General features: G+C 52.2%; 13 protein-coding genes. 7 read left to right on the forward strand and 6 right to left on the reverse strand.

Features of this window, described 5'->3' with window-relative positions; genetic code table 11:
* Nucleotides 1–232 precede the first annotated feature (232 nt).
* Nucleotides 233–1,573, reverse strand: a complete 1,341-nt coding sequence (locus AC2LB6_RS04700; protein WP_490092638.1) for an aspartate aminotransferase family protein — start codon at nucleotides 1,571–1,573, stop codon at nucleotides 233–235.
* Between the two features lie 206 nt (nucleotides 1,574–1,779).
* Between AC2LB6_RS04700 and AC2LB6_RS04705 the strand changes: the two genes are divergently transcribed.
* The gene (locus AC2LB6_RS04705) at nucleotides 1,780–2,556 is read left to right on the forward strand and encodes a DeoR/GlpR family DNA-binding transcription regulator (protein WP_490092639.1); all 777 of its coding nucleotides are present in this window, start codon (nucleotides 1,780–1,782) and stop codon (nucleotides 2,554–2,556) included.
* On the opposite strand, the gene fdhD is transcribed toward AC2LB6_RS04705, so the two are convergent.
* Nucleotides 2,553–3,377, reverse strand: coding sequence for a formate dehydrogenase accessory sulfurtransferase FdhD (gene fdhD / locus AC2LB6_RS04710; RefSeq protein WP_490092640.1), 825 nt, complete (start codon nucleotides 3,375–3,377; stop codon nucleotides 2,553–2,555). The two genes, AC2LB6_RS04705 and fdhD, sit on opposite strands and share 4 nt — an antisense overlap.
* Nucleotides 3,378–3,772: 395 nt before the next feature.
* Here fdhD and fdnG point away from each other — a divergent pair, with 395 nt between their 5' ends.
* The 5 genes from fdnG to AC2LB6_RS04735 are packed head-to-tail and all read left to right on the forward strand — an operon-like array spanning nucleotide 3,773 to nucleotide 9,932.
* The gene (gene fdnG, locus AC2LB6_RS04715) at nucleotides 3,773–6,823 is read left to right on the forward strand and encodes a formate dehydrogenase-N subunit alpha (RefSeq protein ID WP_490092641.1); all 3,051 of its coding nucleotides are present in this window, start codon (nucleotides 3,773–3,775) and stop codon (nucleotides 6,821–6,823) included.
* Nucleotides 6,824–6,835: 12 nt separating this feature from the next.
* Entirely contained in the window at nucleotides 6,836–7,735 is a 900-nt protein-coding gene (gene fdxH, locus AC2LB6_RS04720) for a formate dehydrogenase subunit beta (RefSeq protein ID WP_409391251.1), read from the forward strand.
* Nucleotides 7,735–8,376 (forward strand): formate dehydrogenase cytochrome b556 subunit, encoded by a 642-nt coding sequence (gene fdoI, locus AC2LB6_RS04725; protein WP_490092642.1) that lies wholly within the window; start codon nucleotides 7,735–7,737, stop codon nucleotides 8,374–8,376. The genes fdxH and fdoI overlap by 1 nt, the downstream gene beginning before the upstream one ends.
* Nucleotides 8,376–9,299, forward strand: a complete 924-nt coding sequence (gene fdhE / locus AC2LB6_RS04730; RefSeq protein ID WP_490092643.1) for a formate dehydrogenase accessory protein FdhE — start codon at nucleotides 8,376–8,378, stop codon at nucleotides 9,297–9,299. Before fdoI ends, fdhE begins: the two co-directional genes overlap by 1 nt.
* Before the next feature lie 21 nt (nucleotides 9,300–9,320).
* Nucleotides 9,321–9,932: a glutathione S-transferase gene (locus AC2LB6_RS04735; RefSeq protein ID WP_490092644.1), complete on the forward strand. Its 612-nt coding sequence runs from the start codon at nucleotides 9,321–9,323 to the stop codon at nucleotides 9,930–9,932.
* 102 nt (nucleotides 9,933–10,034) lie between these two features.
* Here the strand turns inward: AC2LB6_RS04735 and AC2LB6_RS04740 are convergent, their stop codons facing one another.
* The 3 genes from AC2LB6_RS04740 to AC2LB6_RS04750 form a co-directional block, all read right to left on the reverse strand.
* Complete coding sequence (locus AC2LB6_RS04740; RefSeq protein WP_033773231.1) at nucleotides 10,035–10,349, reverse strand: type II toxin-antitoxin system RelE/ParE family toxin; 315 nt, start codon at nucleotides 10,347–10,349, stop codon at nucleotides 10,035–10,037.
* On the reverse strand, nucleotides 10,349–10,627 hold the full coding sequence (locus AC2LB6_RS04745) for a type II toxin-antitoxin system ParD family antitoxin (protein WP_033773230.1): 279 nt from the start codon (nucleotides 10,625–10,627) through the stop codon (nucleotides 10,349–10,351). Before AC2LB6_RS04745 ends, AC2LB6_RS04740 begins: the two co-directional genes overlap by 1 nt.
* A gap of 591 nt (nucleotides 10,628–11,218) precedes the next feature.
* Entirely contained in the window at nucleotides 11,219–12,481 is a 1,263-nt protein-coding gene (locus AC2LB6_RS04750; protein ID WP_490092645.1) for a glycosyltransferase family 9 protein, read from the reverse strand.
* A 621-nt stretch (nucleotides 12,482–13,102) separates the two neighbouring features.
* On the opposite strand from AC2LB6_RS04750, the gene AC2LB6_RS04755 reads away from it, so the two are divergent.
* Nucleotides 13,103–13,327, forward strand: a complete 225-nt coding sequence (locus tag AC2LB6_RS04755) for a SymE family type I addiction module toxin (protein WP_490092646.1) — start codon at nucleotides 13,103–13,105, stop codon at nucleotides 13,325–13,327.
* A gap of 357 nt (nucleotides 13,328–13,684) precedes the next feature.
* Here AC2LB6_RS04755 and AC2LB6_RS04760 read toward each other — a convergent pair whose 3' ends face one another.
* On the reverse strand, nucleotides 13,685–17,629 hold the full coding sequence (locus AC2LB6_RS04760; protein ID WP_490092647.1) for a S6 family peptidase: 3,945 nt from the start codon (nucleotides 17,627–17,629) through the stop codon (nucleotides 13,685–13,687).
* Nucleotides 17,630–18,133: the final 504 nt, after the last annotated feature.

The raw sequence follows: 18,133 nt of genomic DNA on the forward strand, positions 1-18,133 counted from the left end.
GCGTAAGCAGTCGAATCATTATAGTTAAATTCATGTAGCGTAAAAGGGTAATCAATGCCCTATTAACCATAAGGATTTGCGAAACCCGGCAATAGCAACCCGTTGTTTTTTCAGTGTGCTGCTGCTGACTCTGCCTTTTCTGCCTCATCCGACAGGGCGCGCGGCGCGCTGAGGCCAGGCCGCCAGCAGGCGCCCTTCCCGCCCGGACGCCGCGTCTGCCCTGCCCCGCGCCTTACTGACCCAGCTCGCGCAGTGAGTTATCGAGTGCCCCAACCAGCCAGTCGATGTCGCTTTCCTGGAAAGCCAGTGGCGGACGCAGTTTCAGTACATTCCCATACGGGCCGGCGACTGAGGTCAGCACACGATGTTCACGCAGCTTCTCGATCAGGTTCAGCGCCAGCGTTTTGTCCGGCGTTTTACTGTGACGATCGGTAACCAGTTCAAAGCCGATAAACAGCCCGGCCCCGCGCACATCGCCCACGCACTCATAGCGATCCATCAGGGTTCGCAGCTCAGCCAGCAGCTTAGCGCCGACCACGCGGCTGTGTTCCTGTAATCCCTCTTCTGTGATCACTTTCAGTACAGCCTGCGCCGCCGCCATCGCGACCGGATTGCCACCAAAGGTATTAAAGTAGGGAATTGAGTCGCTGAAGGCGGCCAGCACGTCGCTTTTTGCCAGCAGTCCGGAAACCGGAATACCATTGCCCATCGGCTTGCCGGTAGTAATCACATCAGGCACCACATCGTGACGACCAAAGCCCCAGAAGGCTTCGCCAGTACGGCCAAAGCCAGGCTGGACTTCATCGGCAATAAAAATGCCGCCGTTGGCATGGACCACCTCGACCGCTTTTTTCAGGAAGCCGCGTGGATTGGGCAGAACCCCGTCCGAAGAGAAGATTGAATCCGCCAGGAAACCGGCAAATTTAATGCCGTGCGCCGCCATATCATCAATCTGCTGCTGAATCTGATCAGCGAACCAGTCACCCAGGTCCGGCGCATCCACACGATAAGCATCCGGCGGCATCACCAGCCGCGTGGTCGGTGCCAGCGGCTGTCCACTGCCCAGCGCCGGAGAAGCGCCCGAGGTCAGCTCACTGGTGCCGTGATAAGCCTCTTTACTGACGATAATCCCGGTACCGCCGCTGAAAGCGCGCGCCACGCGGATCGCCAGGTCATTGGCTTCCGATCCGGTGCACATATACATCGCGCGATCGATCGCCGCAGGCGTGGTCGCCAGCAGTGCTTCGCTGTAATCCAGAATATTTTCGTGCAGGTAACGGGTGTGGGTGTTCAGCATTTTCATCTGCTGCGTCACAGCCTCAATCACGGCCGGATGGCAATGGCCGATGCTTGCCACGTTGTTGTAGACGTCGAGATATTTATCGCCCGCCGCGTCCCACAGATATTGTCCTTCACCCCGCACCAGATGAACCGGTTTGCGATAGAACAGGCGATAGGATTCGCCAAGCACTTTGCTGCGTTTATCGGTCAGTTTGCGCGTCTCGCTGTCGAGCGCATCGGCATGTTCTGCGCGGAAACTGTTGGTATCCATAATGGTGGAACGCGTGGCCATAATGACTCCCGTTACAAGGATGAAGGAGGAAGAGCTGACCCCTGTATCATGCCTGCCTGAATCCAAAATGCAACCAAATACACAAATACAATAAAATACACATGACGCAGGCCGATCACCACGTTAAGCTTGCCTCTGATTCAGACGGAATCTTTCGCTTCAGTGGCGTATCATCCGTGCTCTTCGCGCTTTATAAGGAAACCTCTATGCTGCAGGAAACGCGCCTTCATCGCATCCGTGCCTTACTGACCCGGCTTAATCAGGTCAGTACCGAGCGCATTATCAGGGAGCTGGGGGTGTCTCGCGAAACCGCGCGCCGCGATATCATTGAACTGGAAGCGCTGGGTCTGGCGCGTCGCGTTCATGGCGGGCTGGTGGCGATTGAAACGGCCGCTGAACCGCCGCTGACAGAACGCCGCAGCACCCAGACCCGCGAGAAGCGCGCTATCGCCCGCGCAGCTGCGCAGCTGCTGCAGCCCGGACAGACGCTGTTTCTGGATGCGGGCAGCACCACCACGCTGCTGGCAGAGGAGCTGCACGCTCTTTCCGGCCTGACGATAGTGACTAACAGCCTGCAGGCTGCGCTGGCGCTGAGCGCCGGAGAAGAAGATCAGCCACTGAATAATCAGATTATTTTGCTGGGCGGGACGATGTCGGCCGGAGCACAACAGACGCGCGGCGAAATCACCGTGGGCGAGATCATCCGCTATCGCGCTGATGTGGCTTTATTGTCGCCGGTCGGCATTGAAGCAGGTTGCGGTGCCAGCAGTTTTCACCCGCACGAAGCGGCTATCGCCAGAGCGATGGTGCAGCAATCCGCTGCCTGCTATCTGCTGGCCGATCACACTAAACTGGGTGTGGTCAGCCGCACGGTTTATGCGCCGCCGCAGACAATCTCTCTGCTGATTACCGACAGCAGCGGCGACAAAAGTGCCGCCCTTGAGGCGTTGCAGCAGACGCTGCCAGAGGTGATGGTCGTTTAACGCAGTCGCTGAGGATGGCTGTAGACCGTGGCGCGCCCGGGTTTACTGAACCCGACCAATGTCAGATTGCAGCGCTCAGCCACCTCAACCGCCAGACGGGTCGCGGCTGAGACCGCGAACAGGATTTCAACACCGCACATGGCGGACTTCTGCACCATTTCATAGCTGGCGCGGCTGGAGACCAGCACCGCGCCCGGCCCCCACGCTGACAGGCTGCGATATCCCAGCAGCTTATCCAGCGCCACATGGCGACCCACATCTTCACAACCACCGGCCAGCTGACCATCGGGCTGGATCCAGGCGGCGGCATGAGTACAGCCGGTTTTCTGTCCGACCGGCTGATAATTTTTCAGCTGACCCAGCGCCCGATCCAGCTGATCCAGCGCAAAAGTCTGGGTAAACGGCAGCGGAGAGAGCGGCTTACCGATCTGGTCCAGCTGTTCAACACCACACACGCCGCAGCCGGTACGGCCTGCCAGGGCGCGACGCTGCTCTTTCAGCGCCATAAAGCGGCGGCTGGAAAGCTCAATCTGAACCTCAATACCGTGACAGCCCGGCACGATGTCCATGCCGAAAATGTCACCAGGCGCGTCGATAATCCCCTCTGACAGCGAAAAACCCAGCGCAAACGCCTCCAGATCTTTGGGCGTGGTCATCATCACTACGTGCGAGATGCCGTTATAGACCAGCGCCACCGGAACTTCTTCCGCCAGCCAGTCATCCTGCGCATCGGTCAGGTTTTTACGCTGCCACACCTGCGTCCTGCTGACGCCGGCCTGAATTGTTAAATCTTCGCCTGAGTCAGGCTGGATAGCTTTCAAAAAGTATGACCTGTTGTTAATAAATTATGTAATTCAGTGCCTGAGTCGGCAGTGCACTGACGCGCTCTGATTCTGCCTTTTAGCCCCTGGCAGTGCAAATAAACAGCGGGGTAATTCATGCGGTTTTCTCCCCCAAAAGGCGTAGCCACGCCTGCTGGCGGGCACAATGCGAATGGTTCTCTTTTACGCAGTAACATCGATAAGCATAAAACAACAGTAATTATCTGCGCCGTCTGAAAATCTGCTTGCAGCGCAAATCTACCGCCGAGGATTTTTAACAAAATTTAGAAAAAGAATTACTAATGACTAACCTGTTGACCCTGGTCAACTTACAGGCAAATAGGGCTGCTATTTTGCAAGGCTTCGCAATGGAGCCAATAAAGAAGAACGATAAAATGCAAATTAACAGACGGAGTTTTTTTAAAATCTGTGCTGGCGGGTTGGCGGGCACCAGCGCGGCGTTACTCGGTTTTGCCCCCACCACAGCGTTAGCCAGCGTCAGAGAATTCAAACTCATTCGCGCCAGAGAAACACGCAATAATTGCACCTACTGTTCAGTCGGCTGCGGCATGCTGATTTACAGCCTGGGAGATGGCGCTAAAAATGCCAGCGCCTCGATTTATCATATTGAAGGCGATCCTGACCATCCGGTCAGTCGCGGCTCGCTCTGCCCAAAAGGCGCAGGCGTGCTCGACTTTATTCACAGCGAACAGCGCCTGAAGTATCCGGAATACCGTGCGCCAGGTTCCAGTAAATGGCAACGCATCAGCTGGGAAGAAGCCTTTGAGCGTATTGCCCGCCTGATGAAGCAGGATCGCGATGCTAATTTCCAGGCCACCAACGCTGCTGGCGTGACGGTAAACCGCTGGCCGACCACGGCCATGCTCTGCTCCTCCGCCGCCAGTAATGAAACCGGCCTGCTCGATCAGAAGTTTGCCCGTGCGCTGGGTATTCTGGCGCTGGAAAATCAGGCGCGCCTGTGTCACGGCCCGACCGTGGCTGCGCTGGCTCCGAGCTTTGGGCGCGGTGCGATGACCAACAACTGGAATGACATTAAAAACGCCAACGTGGTGATGATCATGGGCGGCAACCCCGCCGAAGCCCATCCGGTTGGCTTTAAATGGGTGATTGAAGCCAAAACCCATAACAATGCGCAGGTCATCGTGGTCGATCCGCGCTTTAACCGCTCTGCGGCAGTCGCCGATCTCTACGCGCCACTCCGTGCGGGCAGCGACGTAGTCTTTCTGATGGGGGTGATCAACTATCTGCTGCAGCATAACCAGATTCAGCAGGAGTATGTTCGCGCCTTCACCAATGCTGCCCTGATTGTCAGCGAAGGCTTCAGCTTCAGCGACGGTTTATTCAGCGGCTACGATGCTGAAACCCGTCAGTACGATCGCCAGAGCTGGCACTATGAGCTGGATGAAAATGGTCATGCGCGACGTGATGAGAGCTTCAGTCATCCACGCTGCGTGCTGAACCTGCTGAAAACTCACGCCAGCCGTTACACCCCGGAAATGGTGACGCGCCTGTGCGGCACCTCGCAGGACGCCTTTATTGCGGTGTGCAAGCAGCTCGCCTCCACCTGTGTGCCCAACCGCACCGCAACCCTTCTTTATGCACTGGGCTGGACCCATCACACCAACGGTTCGCAGATTATTCGCACGGCCGCGATGATCCAGCTGCTGCTGGGCAACATCGGTATGCCGGGTGGCGGTATCAATGCGCTGCGCGGTCACTCCAACGTACAGGGATACACCGACCTCGGCCTGCTGGCGCAGAGCCTGCCGGGCTATCTGCCGCTGCCGTCCGAGAAGTTGACTACGCTGGCGAGCTATTTGCAGCAAGCCACGCCGGTTGCGACACTGCCGGATCAGGTTAACTACTGGCAGAACACCGACAAATTTTTTGTCAGCCTGATGAAGAGTTTCTACGGCGATAACGCCACGGCAGAAAACCAGTGGGGCTACGACTGGCTGCCGAAGTGGGACAAAAGCTACGACTGCATGGCGCAGGCGGAGATGATGGAGCAGGGCGCGCTGAACGGCTGCCTGATCCAGGGCTTCAACCTGCTGGCCGCCTTCCCGGACAAAAACAAAGCGGTCCGGGCACTTTCCCGCCTCAAATATATGGTGGTGATCGATCCGCTGCGTACCGAAACCGCCAGCTTCTGGCAGCATCACGACGAGTTCAACGACGTCGATCCATCAACCATCCAGACCGAAGTGTTCCGCCTGCCCTCTTCCTGCTTCGCTGAAGAGTCAGGATCGGTGGCGAACTCGTCGCGCTGGCTGCAGTGGCACTGGGCAGCCGCCGAGCCACCTGCTGAAGCGCTGCACGACGGTAAAATTCTCGGCAATCTGTTCATGCGCCTGCGTGCGCTCTATCGCCTGGAAGGCGGTGCAACCCCAGAACCGCTGATGGCAATGCGCTGGGACTACCGCGATCCGTACAATCCTGAACCGGAAGAGGTGGCGCAGGAGAACAACGGTCAGGCGCTGGTCGATATTTACGATGCCAGCGGCAAGCTGCTGCTGAAAAAAGGCCAGCAGCTCAACAGCTTCTCCGAACTGCGCAACGACGGCACCACCGCCAGTGCCTGCTGGATCTACAGCGGCAGCTGGACGCCGGAAGGCAACCAGATGGCAAGACGCGACAATGCCGATCCATCAGGACTGGGTGCGGCCTCAGGCTGGGCCTGGGCCTGGCCCGCTAATCGCCGCATTCTCTATAACCGCGCCTCCGCTGATGCGCAGGGGAAAGCCTGGGATCCGCAGCGCCGCCTGATTGAGTGGGATGGCACACGCTGGCACGGCATCGACGTACCGGATTACCCGGTGACGCTGTCGCCGCAGAAGCAGGCCGGTCCGTTTATCATGCAGCCCGATGGACTCGGCCACCTGTTTGCGCTCGATAAGATGGCCGACGGCCCCTTCCCGGAACATTACGAACCGATGGAAAGCCCGCTCGCCGACAATCCTATGAATCCGCAGCAGCGCCATAGTCCGGTCGTTCGACTGTTTAGCAGCGACGCCGCGCAACTGGGCGAGGCCGCTGACTATCCCTGCGTCGCCACTACCTATTCCATCACCGAACTGTTCCGCCACTGGACCAAGCATGCCCTGCTGAATGCAATCGCGCAGCCGGAGCAATTTGTCGAGATCGGCACCGAACTGGCCGAGGAGAAAGGTATTCAGGCCGGAGACAGCGTTAAGGTCACATCACGTCGCGGCTATATCAAAGCCAAAGCGGTGGTGACGCGACGTCTGCCGCGTCTGATGATTGACGGCAAGCCGGTTGATACCGTGGGCATTCCCTGTCACTGGGGCTTTGAAGGCACCACGCGTAAAGGCTTTCTCGCCAATACGCTGACGCCGTCAGTTGGCGATGCCAACTCGCAGACCCCGGAGTACAAGGGATTTTTAGTAAAAGTGGAAAAAGCGTAACGGTAGATGACAATGGCTTATCAATCACAAGATATTATCCGTCGCTCAGCGACCAACGGCTTTACCCCACCGCCACAGGCGCGCGATCACCAGCGTGAAGTAGCGAAGCTTATCGACGTCACCACCTGTATTGGCTGCAAAGGCTGTCAGGTCGCCTGCTCCGAATGGAACGACATCCGCGATGAAGTCGGTCATAACATTGGGGTCTATGACAATCCTACCGATCTGACCGCCAAATCCTGGACGGTGATGCGCTTCTCGGAAGTTGAAGAAAACGGCAAGCTGGCCTGGTTGATTCGCAAAGATGGCTGCATGCACTGCGCCGATCCTGGCTGTCTGAAAGCCTGCCCGTCGGCAGGGGCCATTATTCAGTACGCCAACGGCATCGTCGATTTCCAGTCTGAGCAGTGCATCGGCTGCGGCTACTGCATTGCGGGTTGCCCGTTCAACGTGCCACGGCTCAACAAAGAGGATAATCGCGCCTACAAATGCACCCTGTGCGTGGATCGCGTCAGTGTGGGTCAGGAACCTGCCTGTGTGAAGACCTGTCCGACCGGTGCCATTCATTTCGGCAGCAAAAGCGACATGCTGACGCTGGCGGAGGAGCGCGTGGCAGAACTGAAATCACGTGGGTTTGCGCAGGCTGGCCTCTACAACCCGGAAGGCGTGGGCGGCACCCACGTCATGTATGTGCTGCATCATGCTGACAAGCCTCAGCTCTATCACGGCCTGCCTGCTAATCCGGGCATCAGTCCGACCGTGACCTTCTGGAAGGGGATCTGGAAACCGCTGGCGGCGGTAGGTTTTGCCGCTACGTTCGCCGCCTCGATCTTCCACTATGTCGGCGTTGGCCCGAATCGCGTCACTGAAGAGCACGACGACAACGACGATCAGCCTGAGGAGCGCAAATAATGAAAAAGCCCGATCACCTGGTGCGTTACCGCGCACCTGAACGTATCAATCACTGGATCGTCGCGATTTGCTTTGTCATGGCCGCGTTAAGCGGATTAGGTTTTTTCTTCCCGTCATTTAACTGGCTGATGCAGATATTTGGCACGCCACAACTGGCGCGTATTCTGCATCCTTTTGTTGGCGTGGTGATGTTTGCCGCTTTTATGCTGATGTTTTTGCGTTACTGGAAACACAACCTAATCAATCGCGATGACCTTTACTGGGCCAGAAATATTCACCGGATTGCGCGGAATGAAGAGGTGGGTGATACCGGTAAATATAACTTTGGTCAGAAGTGTGTGTTCTGGGCTGCTATCATCAGCTTAGTACTGCTGCTTGCCAGCGGCATTGTCATCTGGCGACCTTACTTTGCTGATGCCTTTGCCATTCCGCTGATTCGTCTGGCGCTGATTGTGCATTCGGTGTCAGCGGTGACGCTGATCATCGTCATTATGGTGCATATTTATGCTGCATTGTGGGTCAAAGGCACACTGACCGCGATGGTGGAAGGCTGGGTCAGCTCTGAATGGGCCAGACAGCATCATCCTCGCTGGTATCGTGAGCAGCGTAATCCGCCAATAAAACAGGAAAAACGCCCCTGATGAGTATTCGCATAATCCCGCAGGACCAGCTGGAGAAAGGCGAAAAGACTACGGCGGAGATGATTCCGCCGTTACTTTTTCCACGGCTGAAAAATTTATATAGCCGTCGTGCCGCGCGACTGCGCGACCTGGCGGCGAAAAATCCACTCGGCGATTATCTGCGCTTTGCGGCGGTGATCGCTGAAGCGCAGGAGATTGTACTGTATGACCATCCCCTGCACATCGACCTGCATGCCCGACTGACTCAGAGTGCCAGTGAGGGCAAGCCGCCACTGAACATCCATACCCTGCCGCGCGATCCGCACTGGCAACGGCTGCTGCACTCGCTGATTGCCGAGCTGAAGCCGGAGATGAGCGGGCAGGCGCTGGCGGTGCTGGAGAATCTGGAGAAGGCATCTGCCACCGAGCTGGAGACGCTGGCCAGCGCGCTGTTTACCGGCGAGTATGCGCTGGTCAGCAGCGACAAAGCGCCCTTTATCTGGGCGGCACTTTCGCTCTACTGGGCGCAGATGGCGGCCCTGATCCCAGGCAAAGCACGCGCTGAGATGGGCGATCAGCGTCAGTTCTGTCCGGTCTGCGCCAGTATGCCGGTCGCAAGTGTGGTGCATATGGGCAGTCATGAAGGCGCGCGCTATCTGCACTGCAATCTATGCGAAAGTGAATGGCATGTCGTGCGCAGCAAATGTACCCAGTGCGAACAGTCCCGTGATCTGCACTACTGGTCGATCGACAGCGAAAAGGCGGCGGTTAAGGCGGAGAGTTGTGGCGATTGCGGCACCTACCTGAAGATGCTCTATCAGGAGAAAGATCCTGCCATTGAACCGGTGGCCGATGACCTGGCGTCGCTGATACTGGATGCCAGAATGGAGCAGGAAGGCTTCGCGCGCAGCAGTCTCAATCCCTTTATGTTTCCTGGCGAATAGTCACTGACTCTGGAGAACCCGATGAAACTGATTGGCAGCTATACCAGCCCGTTTGTGCGTAAGATTTCGATTATCATGCTGGAAAAAGGCATTACGTTTGAATTCGTTAACGCATCGCCTTACAGCGATGAGAGCCACGTGCCGCACTACAATCCGCTGGGCAAAGTCCCGGCGCTGGTTGCTGACGATAAGCAAATCTGGTTCGACTCCAGCATCATCGCCGAGTTTCTGGAACTGCGCGACGAGGAGCCCGCTCTGTTGCCTGCCGATCCGCTTGAGTCGCTTAATATCCGTCAGCTGGAGAAGCTGGCGGATGGTGTCTGTGATGCTGCGCTGGTGATCGTGCGCGAACAGATGCGTCCGGGAAATTTGCAGTCGGAAGAGGTGCTGCTGCGCAATCGTGAAAAGATTCAGCGCAGCCTCGACATGCTGGAAGCGAAGGCGGCAGAGGGGAAATGGCTTAACAACGGCCAGCTCAATCTGGCGGATATCGCCACCGGTTGCATGATCGGCTACCTCAATTTCCGTCGCGTAGTGCCGAACTGGTGTGTCGAACGACCCGCGCTGGTGAAACTGGCAGAAACGCTGTTTCAGCGTGAGAGCTTTGCAAGGACGACGCCGCCTGCGGCGTGATGGGTCAGGCGAAATAACTATCAAAGCGCCCCGGGCAGGTATGGAAGCGACATTTTGTTACGCTGCACAGGAAAAATATAATCGGCCTGCTGGTCTGACAACTCAGTCAATTTCGTCTCCAGACAGGTCATTTTCATAATCCTGCCCGCCATGCCATATGCCTAAAACACTCACTGTTTTCTCAGATAGCATGAAAGCAATTATTGTCCGTCTGCGGTAATTGGTGATTCTCAGTCCTGGCAGAAGATCATCACGACAGTTCCCTCTATGTGGGAACTGTGCAAGAGACTCACAATAATCGATGACGTTTTCCGTAAAGTTTAAAGCGGTATAGGGTGTCGCTGCTTGCGCGATATAACGGTAAAGTTCTGCCAGTTGTTCCTGCGCCTCTGGTGCGAACACCACCCTGTAAACCATTACTCCTCCCCGGTTGCCTTCCTGTGTTCCGCTTTTAGTCTGTTCCTGAGGTCGTTAGCGCTCAGGCTTTGTGTTTCGCCACTTTGAAGCGCTTCCCAGGCGGGCACTACCTTTTCATGCAGCCATTGTTCCACGGCATGATCCCGTGCCATCAGCGCACGCAATCCTTCACGGATCACTTCGCTTTCCGATGCATATTCGCCGCTGGCAACACGTGCCTTAACCTGTGCTGCCATTTCATTGGGCAGCGTGATACTCATCTGCTGTGTTGTTCTCATGGGTAACCTCTTTCTTCTGCCTGATAGGATTTAATCATACTCACCTTTCTGGCAGCTGTCAGTTTCACACTCTGTTGAGTCGCTCTCTCCTGAGAATTGGGGACTTACAGATGTCGTCGAGGGTATCCGGTTTTCAACAGCGCGATAGCACATCTTATCAGCGGTTCAGGCACTGTCATTATCGGACAGGGTAAAAACCATACAGATTATAATGTGCATAACCTGGACTTACAGATTGAATAGCTGGCTGTTTAAAGGAGCTGAAGAGGGATTCAGGAATAGAAAAATCACACAAAACCCGCCGAAAAAAAAATCCGTTTTTCAGAGGCGCCTCTCAATCTATTACCTGGTTTTTTGGGGATTAAAGGTTATTGTTTTCAGGCAAATTTTTACCCAGCTGCATACCCCATCGCATGCACAATCAGGTTCGCTTCAGTATTCACCACATCTTTGCCGTCAGCCCCTTTCGTGATAGTCGGCGTATGTATCTGCTCTGCAAGATATGGTGCCGCTGCGGCGTGAGAGCTTTATAAGCCAGCCCACTTAAGAAGGACAATGGTGTCTGGCACGGCAGGACGCTTTATCTGCTGGTCAGCAGCAGAGCTGATCAGAGGAGGCGATACAGCAGTCGGGAGCATGATAACCGTGGGTACGAACAGGTTCTTTCAACTCGATCACCGATACAGATTTCTGGATTTTCACCTCACGCTTGCCCAATAAATCCCTGCGGATTACCTCTTTAAAAATACGCTCAGGGATATTCTCAGCATCGGATGTTTTATCATCATGAACAATGATGTGGCTTGCGTTTTCATAGCCTGGCGCCCACATATTATTATTAGGCGTATTTTTGTAAACGGCGATAAGAGGTTTTTTCCACGCAGCAGAGATATGTACAATTGATGTATCTGGCGTTATCACCATATCCGATTCTTTAATTAATGCCATCACATGATGCAAAGTATAAAAGGGATTTTTCACAACATTTTCAGGAAGCGGCACCGCTATTTCATTACGATGATCCAGAGTGATGATTTTCACCTCTCTACTGTTATTATTAATCATATTAATCATTTCCAGCAATTGCTGTTGTGAGAAGTTCCTTTCCGGCGTACCAGCAAAAGCATTAATAATAATCTTTTTCTTACTTTCCCAGGGACTAAGAAAGTGCCTCACCTCATCAAGCACAACATCAGGAAAATGAAGACTGTAAGTGAAATTGCCTGTCGCTTTAACGCCAATGCTTTTACTTATCAAAGAAAGTAACTCTGTAACATGCTGCTTTTCATTTTTATAGAGAACCGAAACTGTGTAATGGCTGATGTCAGATTGCTTATTTAGGCCAATAACGAATCTGGCATTGATATCCCGAAATAACTTCATCCGATGCACCGGCGTTTCGGATAAGCAAGGATCGATAATCAGATCATACTTATTTCTATTTAGCTTCTTCATCGTTGCTTTTGAAACGGTATGATAAAAAGACTTCAGGTAATAGTTATAACTGCAATTTCCTGACTTATAAATATGCCTGATAAAAGGGCTGTATTTTATTACGTCGTAACAGGCTTCAGTTACCAGCAAATCTACTGCATAGCCAGCCTGATGAAGTGACCTGATGAGTGGCATCGAAACGATGATATCACCCACTTTTCCTTCATTGCGAACAAGCAGTATAGTTTTCACGGAGTCAGGTTCAAAGGAGACTTTTTTCCGTTTATCCCACAGAAGCTTTGCAATAGACATTCTTGCCTCGAGTTTCACCTCTTTGAGATAGTAGTTTTTTCTTCGATTCCATTCGCGTATTTTTTTGAATGGTCCCTTTGATACGGTGATCCTCACATCCTTATTCATTTCGCCCTTCCTGCTTCCTGAGCAGATCATTCATTTGATACAAAAAATCACTTGAATCAATCGTATTTTATTTATACTAACCTTTTAATAATCGTGTGATTCTACAACATCCTGAAACGCTTACGCTATACAATAATATTTAATCGTTCTGCAGGATCATCATTCAATTAACATCACTTATTGGATTTTTGCTAAAAACACCCAGTCATTTCCGTTCCCATTAACCTAACTTCATCATGCGCCGTAATATGACAACTCAGGTTGCTAAATATAAGTATTCACTGACAGGTCAATAATAGTTAGTTCTGATAAATAATCTACTCACAGTAAATAACTGAATAGAATCAGCTATTTTTAACATTACTTCCCGAATACTTATTACGGACATAGCGCCAGGGTAAACGCTTTCAGGGGTAATGGTGACAGACCGGAAAAAATCCTTTTTTCAGAGACGCTTCGCAGTTTATTACCTGGCTTTCAGCGAGTTTACAAAGCGGGCGGTGTATATTTGCACAGGAGAAAACAGAAAAGGAAGAACGTAACGAGAGATTTTTAGCGCGAACTGAAGGTGGTGGAACACCAACAGCCCGCTGACCACAACTAACTACGCAGGAGTTAATTATGGCTAGACAAGATTCTACGTCAGAACCCGCTGTACCCCAAGCACGTAAAAACATCATCGGATACCGCCCCAACGGCGGCAGACCAAATCCCTTGCCTCAACTCACCATCAAAGGACGATGGCTGGAACAGTGGGGATTTATTAAAGGCCAGCCCGTCAGCATCATCGCCGAACAGGGCCAGCTTATTATCCGCATCATGCACCTCACGGAGGAGAACACATGAACATCACTTTTATTTCCGGGCCAGTGCCGCAGCTGACTATCACGGGTGGCGAGCTTGCTGCGTTCGGACTTACTACCGATCCGATTAACGCTGCGTGATAATACGCTGTCGGTAACAACCGTGACTGAAGAAGCGGAGTGGACAGCACTGTGCGAAGCCAGTCTCCAGGGGCAGGATTCAGGGGCGGACTGGGTGCGGGAGAATGGCGAGGTGATTTACCTGAGCTAAAAATATCCACACGATTTAGTCCATTTATATGAAAAAAAAAGCGCATGCCCGAGCATGCGCTTTTGGTATTCGTTAATCAGTTAACTTTTCAGTTCCCTTTCACCCATCCGCATAAAACGGCTTTTGCTATCAGAAGTGATAACTGATCCCCACCAAGCCACCGTAATCTGATGAGAAGGTATTGCCAAAACTGCTCTTCACTTTCGCATTAACCGACAAATTCTCACTCAGTTTTCCTTCGATGCCCGCATGTAACCGATAGCGATTATCAGACATGGCGTCATACTTCCGGGCAGCGTAGCGGTCTGATAAGGTGAGTTCTGAGCCAGAGCGCCCTGGTGCATATTGATACTCAATCCCCGCCGACAGGGTAATATCTGAACGCGCCGCCCATAAACCTGACTTTATGACCTCCAGACCACTAAGCGCATAGTAAGGCACAGAGGAACTGAGCGCGATCCTGGAGTCATCACCTTTGATTGTATTACCGGGCATAATGCCAGCCTTGACGCCGATATACGGTGTCAGCGTGAGAGAGTCGTCATCAAGATGAAATGCGTATCCAGCCTTAACACCGCCCGCCAGCATGCTGGAGTTCACTTTTGTATTTTTCATGTGCAGGTCGCCATCGAAGCTAAACTCCTGACTGAGATACATATAGCGACCAGAAAGATCCATAAACCAGCCTGCGGGTGATGACCAGGAGTAATCAGCCCCAGTGGTTATCAGGCGATGCGTAACCTGCCCCTTTCCTTTGGTTTTACCCTGCGTGAAGCTGGTACTGAGGCCAAACATCTGACCATTACTGACAGTATCCCACCCCACACTCAGCGTGCGCTGATTCATTTTATACTCGTCCCATCCTCCCTGATTTTGTTCAATCGTAATCCATTCACCACTCTTTTCCGGCATTGCACGCAATAACGATGCGCGATCGCTCATGCTGCTGAGAGCCTCACTAAAGAGATATTGCCGGGAGGCCATGAGTGCACGCGTACGTTTTAACAACGATTTATTATCTGCGATGGTAAACCAGTCATCAGGAGAAAAAGGTTTCACAACCTGAGTTTCTGAAGGCTCTGCAGATTCTGCTGCATCTTCAGACGGTTCTGTTTGCTCAGTCGCGGCTGGCTCCGGTATGACCGGGTCTGGCTGCTCAGCCACGGCTGGCTGCGGTATGACCGGGTCTGGCTGCTCAGGCATGACCGGCTCCGGTATGACCGGCTCTGGCTGCTCAGGCATGACCGGCTCCGGTATGACCGGGTCTGGCTGCTCAGGCATGACCGGCTCGGGTATGACCGGGTCTGTCTGATCAGGCTCGACCGGCTCCGGTATGACCGGGTCTGGCTGCTCAGGCACGACCGGCTCGGGTACAGCAGATTCAGGTGTTTGTTCTGCATTATGCTGGAGTAGCCATTGCACCCGTCCGTTGTTGTCTTTCACGTCATAATTCGGACTGTAAATACTGAACCCCAGATTAATATCTGGCATGGCAAAGTAGTTGTGGGGTGTTCCTGCAGGGGCATCAATCATGACCAGATCGTTCATCAGACTTACGGTCTGAGAAGGTTCCATCATTAATGAAACATCAAGGATATTATTACCGCCAAGCGCCGAGTTTTTGATGGTAAGTTTATCGCTCTCCTCCGTCACAGGATTTACCCCCATGCTGAGGGTCAGGCCGCTGGCATCCAGCGTGTCCACAGAAAGCATTTTCGGCTTCCAGGTTCCCGATGGAAGCATTGATATACGTGAACCACTGAGTGCATTAAGCGTGGTAACGTTGCTGTCGGCACTCAGTATCCAGTAAGCAGATGGATCCAACGTCATCGTGGTGTCATCTGCTGATGAAACACTCCCCAGGTAATTCACTTTTCCCAGATATAAACTGGCTTTACTGTCCAGCGAAACATCTCCGGTTACGCTGCTATAAGGTAATGCTGACAGTTCATTTTGCGAGAGTGTCGGCTGGCTGCAGTTTGTCTCATCAGCGTTGATAATCGAATAACAGCGCCAAATCCTATCCTGAGCGTATTGACTGTTATTATATCCAAACATCAGCCGGGAAGATTTTCCGGCTATCACATCTGCACTCACCTCTGCATATTCCCCTACCTGAAAGGTAAGATTGTCGCCCACCGTAATCTGGTCTGCTTTAAAATAAGAGGTTGCCCAGTCGTCTACCACACCACCAGCATGGGGAACAGGCTGGCCTGAAAGAAGGGTCGTGCCCTGTTTGATATTCAGGTTACCATTAAGATTCATCCCACCGGCCAGCGTTATTTTTGATGTTTCGCCTCTGATATTGATATTAAGGTCAAGCTCACCGTTGTTTTTATCATCTGCTATTTCACCAATAAAACCGCGGAATACGGCATTATTCAGCGGTTCGAGGCGATCTTTGGTTATTGCATCAAAGTCTGTTCCCAGATAAGTCCATGTTGAGTTGCTGGTCTGATTGGTGGGAAAATATCCGTAGCTCGTTTTGTTAAGAAGGAAATACTCTGTATTACCCGAGTAAGGATTTTTGTATTGATAGATATCGCCTGCGGTGCCTTTGCGAGTGGATGTCCACGTCTGGAGAGGGAGAGTGTCGGTTATGTTGCCAGTCAGCGTAATACTGGAAGCTTTGCTGGCGTTATGATTGACCAGACGCGCACCACTGTCGGTATGCCTGATTTCCTTAAAGGTCAGATTGTTCCCGTTAAGATCTAACGTTCCGCCGCGATAGCCAAATCGGACATTGTTGGTATTAATCTGCTGCGCGTTGGCCAGCACGACAGTTGGGCGTCCGCTCACCAGCGTCACGGTGGAAAAAGCCTGCTTTTTACCCTCAGCATCAGCTCTTTGATCCAGAAAAACGGTGCCATCACCGACGTTCAGGACCCCGGGATTGTTGCCGGTCGCATTTACATGCAGTGTCCCGCCACCTATCTTATGCAGGGTGTCACCGGCGAGGCCATTAACCTGCCAGAGTGCCGTTTTATCTGTATCAACCTCAACGCCACCACCAACCCAGGTGGCGTTGACATTTTCCGCAGAAGAAAGCGTGTAGTTCTCAGAAAACTGCAGCTTCCCGGCGCCCATATTAACCGAGTCCTGCAACTGAATAACACCACCCGCACCGTTAAAGCGTAGGTCTTTCGTTGCGTCAAGCTCTGCCAGGGTGGCGGTTGAAGGAGCCTGTTTTTTATATTTGTCAGCCAGCCCCTGCCATGACCATGTGCGATCGTTCTGGGTGATGTTCGCGCCCGACCAGGAGATAATGCCTCCCTGGCTGCTGTCAGTGATGTCAGGCGAACTATTTTTTACCTGGATAGAACTGACAAAGTCATCGGGGATATAGGGAGCGTAAGCGCGTTTATTATAGACTCCGGGATCTCCAAGGCTCCCTCCATGAACAGCGACTAATTTCCATTTCCCTGCGATTTTGTCCCAGCCAAATACCGGACTTCCGCTGTCTCCGCCCATAGCACCAATTGAAAGCGGGGTGGTAAACGGATCATCCGGTCCTAAGTCAAGATACTGTATTCTGTTTTTGTCTGAAAGGCTTAGCACACTTTCTGTGCTAATCGTTCCTCCCGATTTCCACTTATAGGCTCCGGAAAGTTGTATTCGTCCGGTTTCAGATTCATTTACCTGATCCTGTGTGCCCGCACCCACACGGGTATACCATGTATAGCGAGACTTATAATCGGCAAGGAAAGCAGACTGGTCGACATAGTCGACGGGAGCGGCTTCGGTAACCACCTTATTCAATCGTGGCGCATGAAAATCGACGCTGCTATGCTCATTACGGTTAATCAATAGATAAGTTGTGGAAAAACGAGCTTGATTCCCAAATGTCACGGAGCTATACCCCGTATTATGTTTTACACTGGCGATGTATGACGGTGAGATGAGCGTAGCATAACCTGAAGTAGATACGGCACCAAAATCAGGCATGGAGAAAGCCAGATAACCTGAAAGTGTCCCGTCAACTTTATATACCGGGATATTTGTTAAGCCGGGGCGATACTTTCCCAGATTTTCACCAAAATCACGGTAGTCCTGAACCGCAATATCGTGACGCATGATTCCGGCATAAGAGGTAAGACAAACAAAAAGGGTGCAATAAGAGGCTATGTGTATATTTTTCATTTATAGAAACTCTCTTTAATATCGTTAAACTCTTAATAAATTTAACGTCCTAAGCTGACTGGTTTTTACCGCGATCGTATAATGTCTTTATGCAACATAAAAAATGGTCCATTATAAATTCAGGAAAAAATGATTTTTAAAAAAACGCACAACAGAAATCAGCGAAGACTACATGGGGGCTCGGAGAAAACCATCCATCAATATCGCTGCACCCTTTATCTGGAAGATAATTAAGAATATGTGATAACCGTATATCACCGTTACTGTGAAAATAAATAGTTAAGCCATAAGACCTATCAGAATAACTTTATATTCCTTAATAGTTATCGTAACTGGCAAATCCGCACAAATTAATCTTCTTAATCTTCTTAATCTTCTTAATCTTCTTAATCTTCTTAATCTTCTTAATCTTCTTAATCTTCTTAATCTTCTTAATCT

The organism is Pantoea sp. RCC30.1, assembly GCF_058148845.1.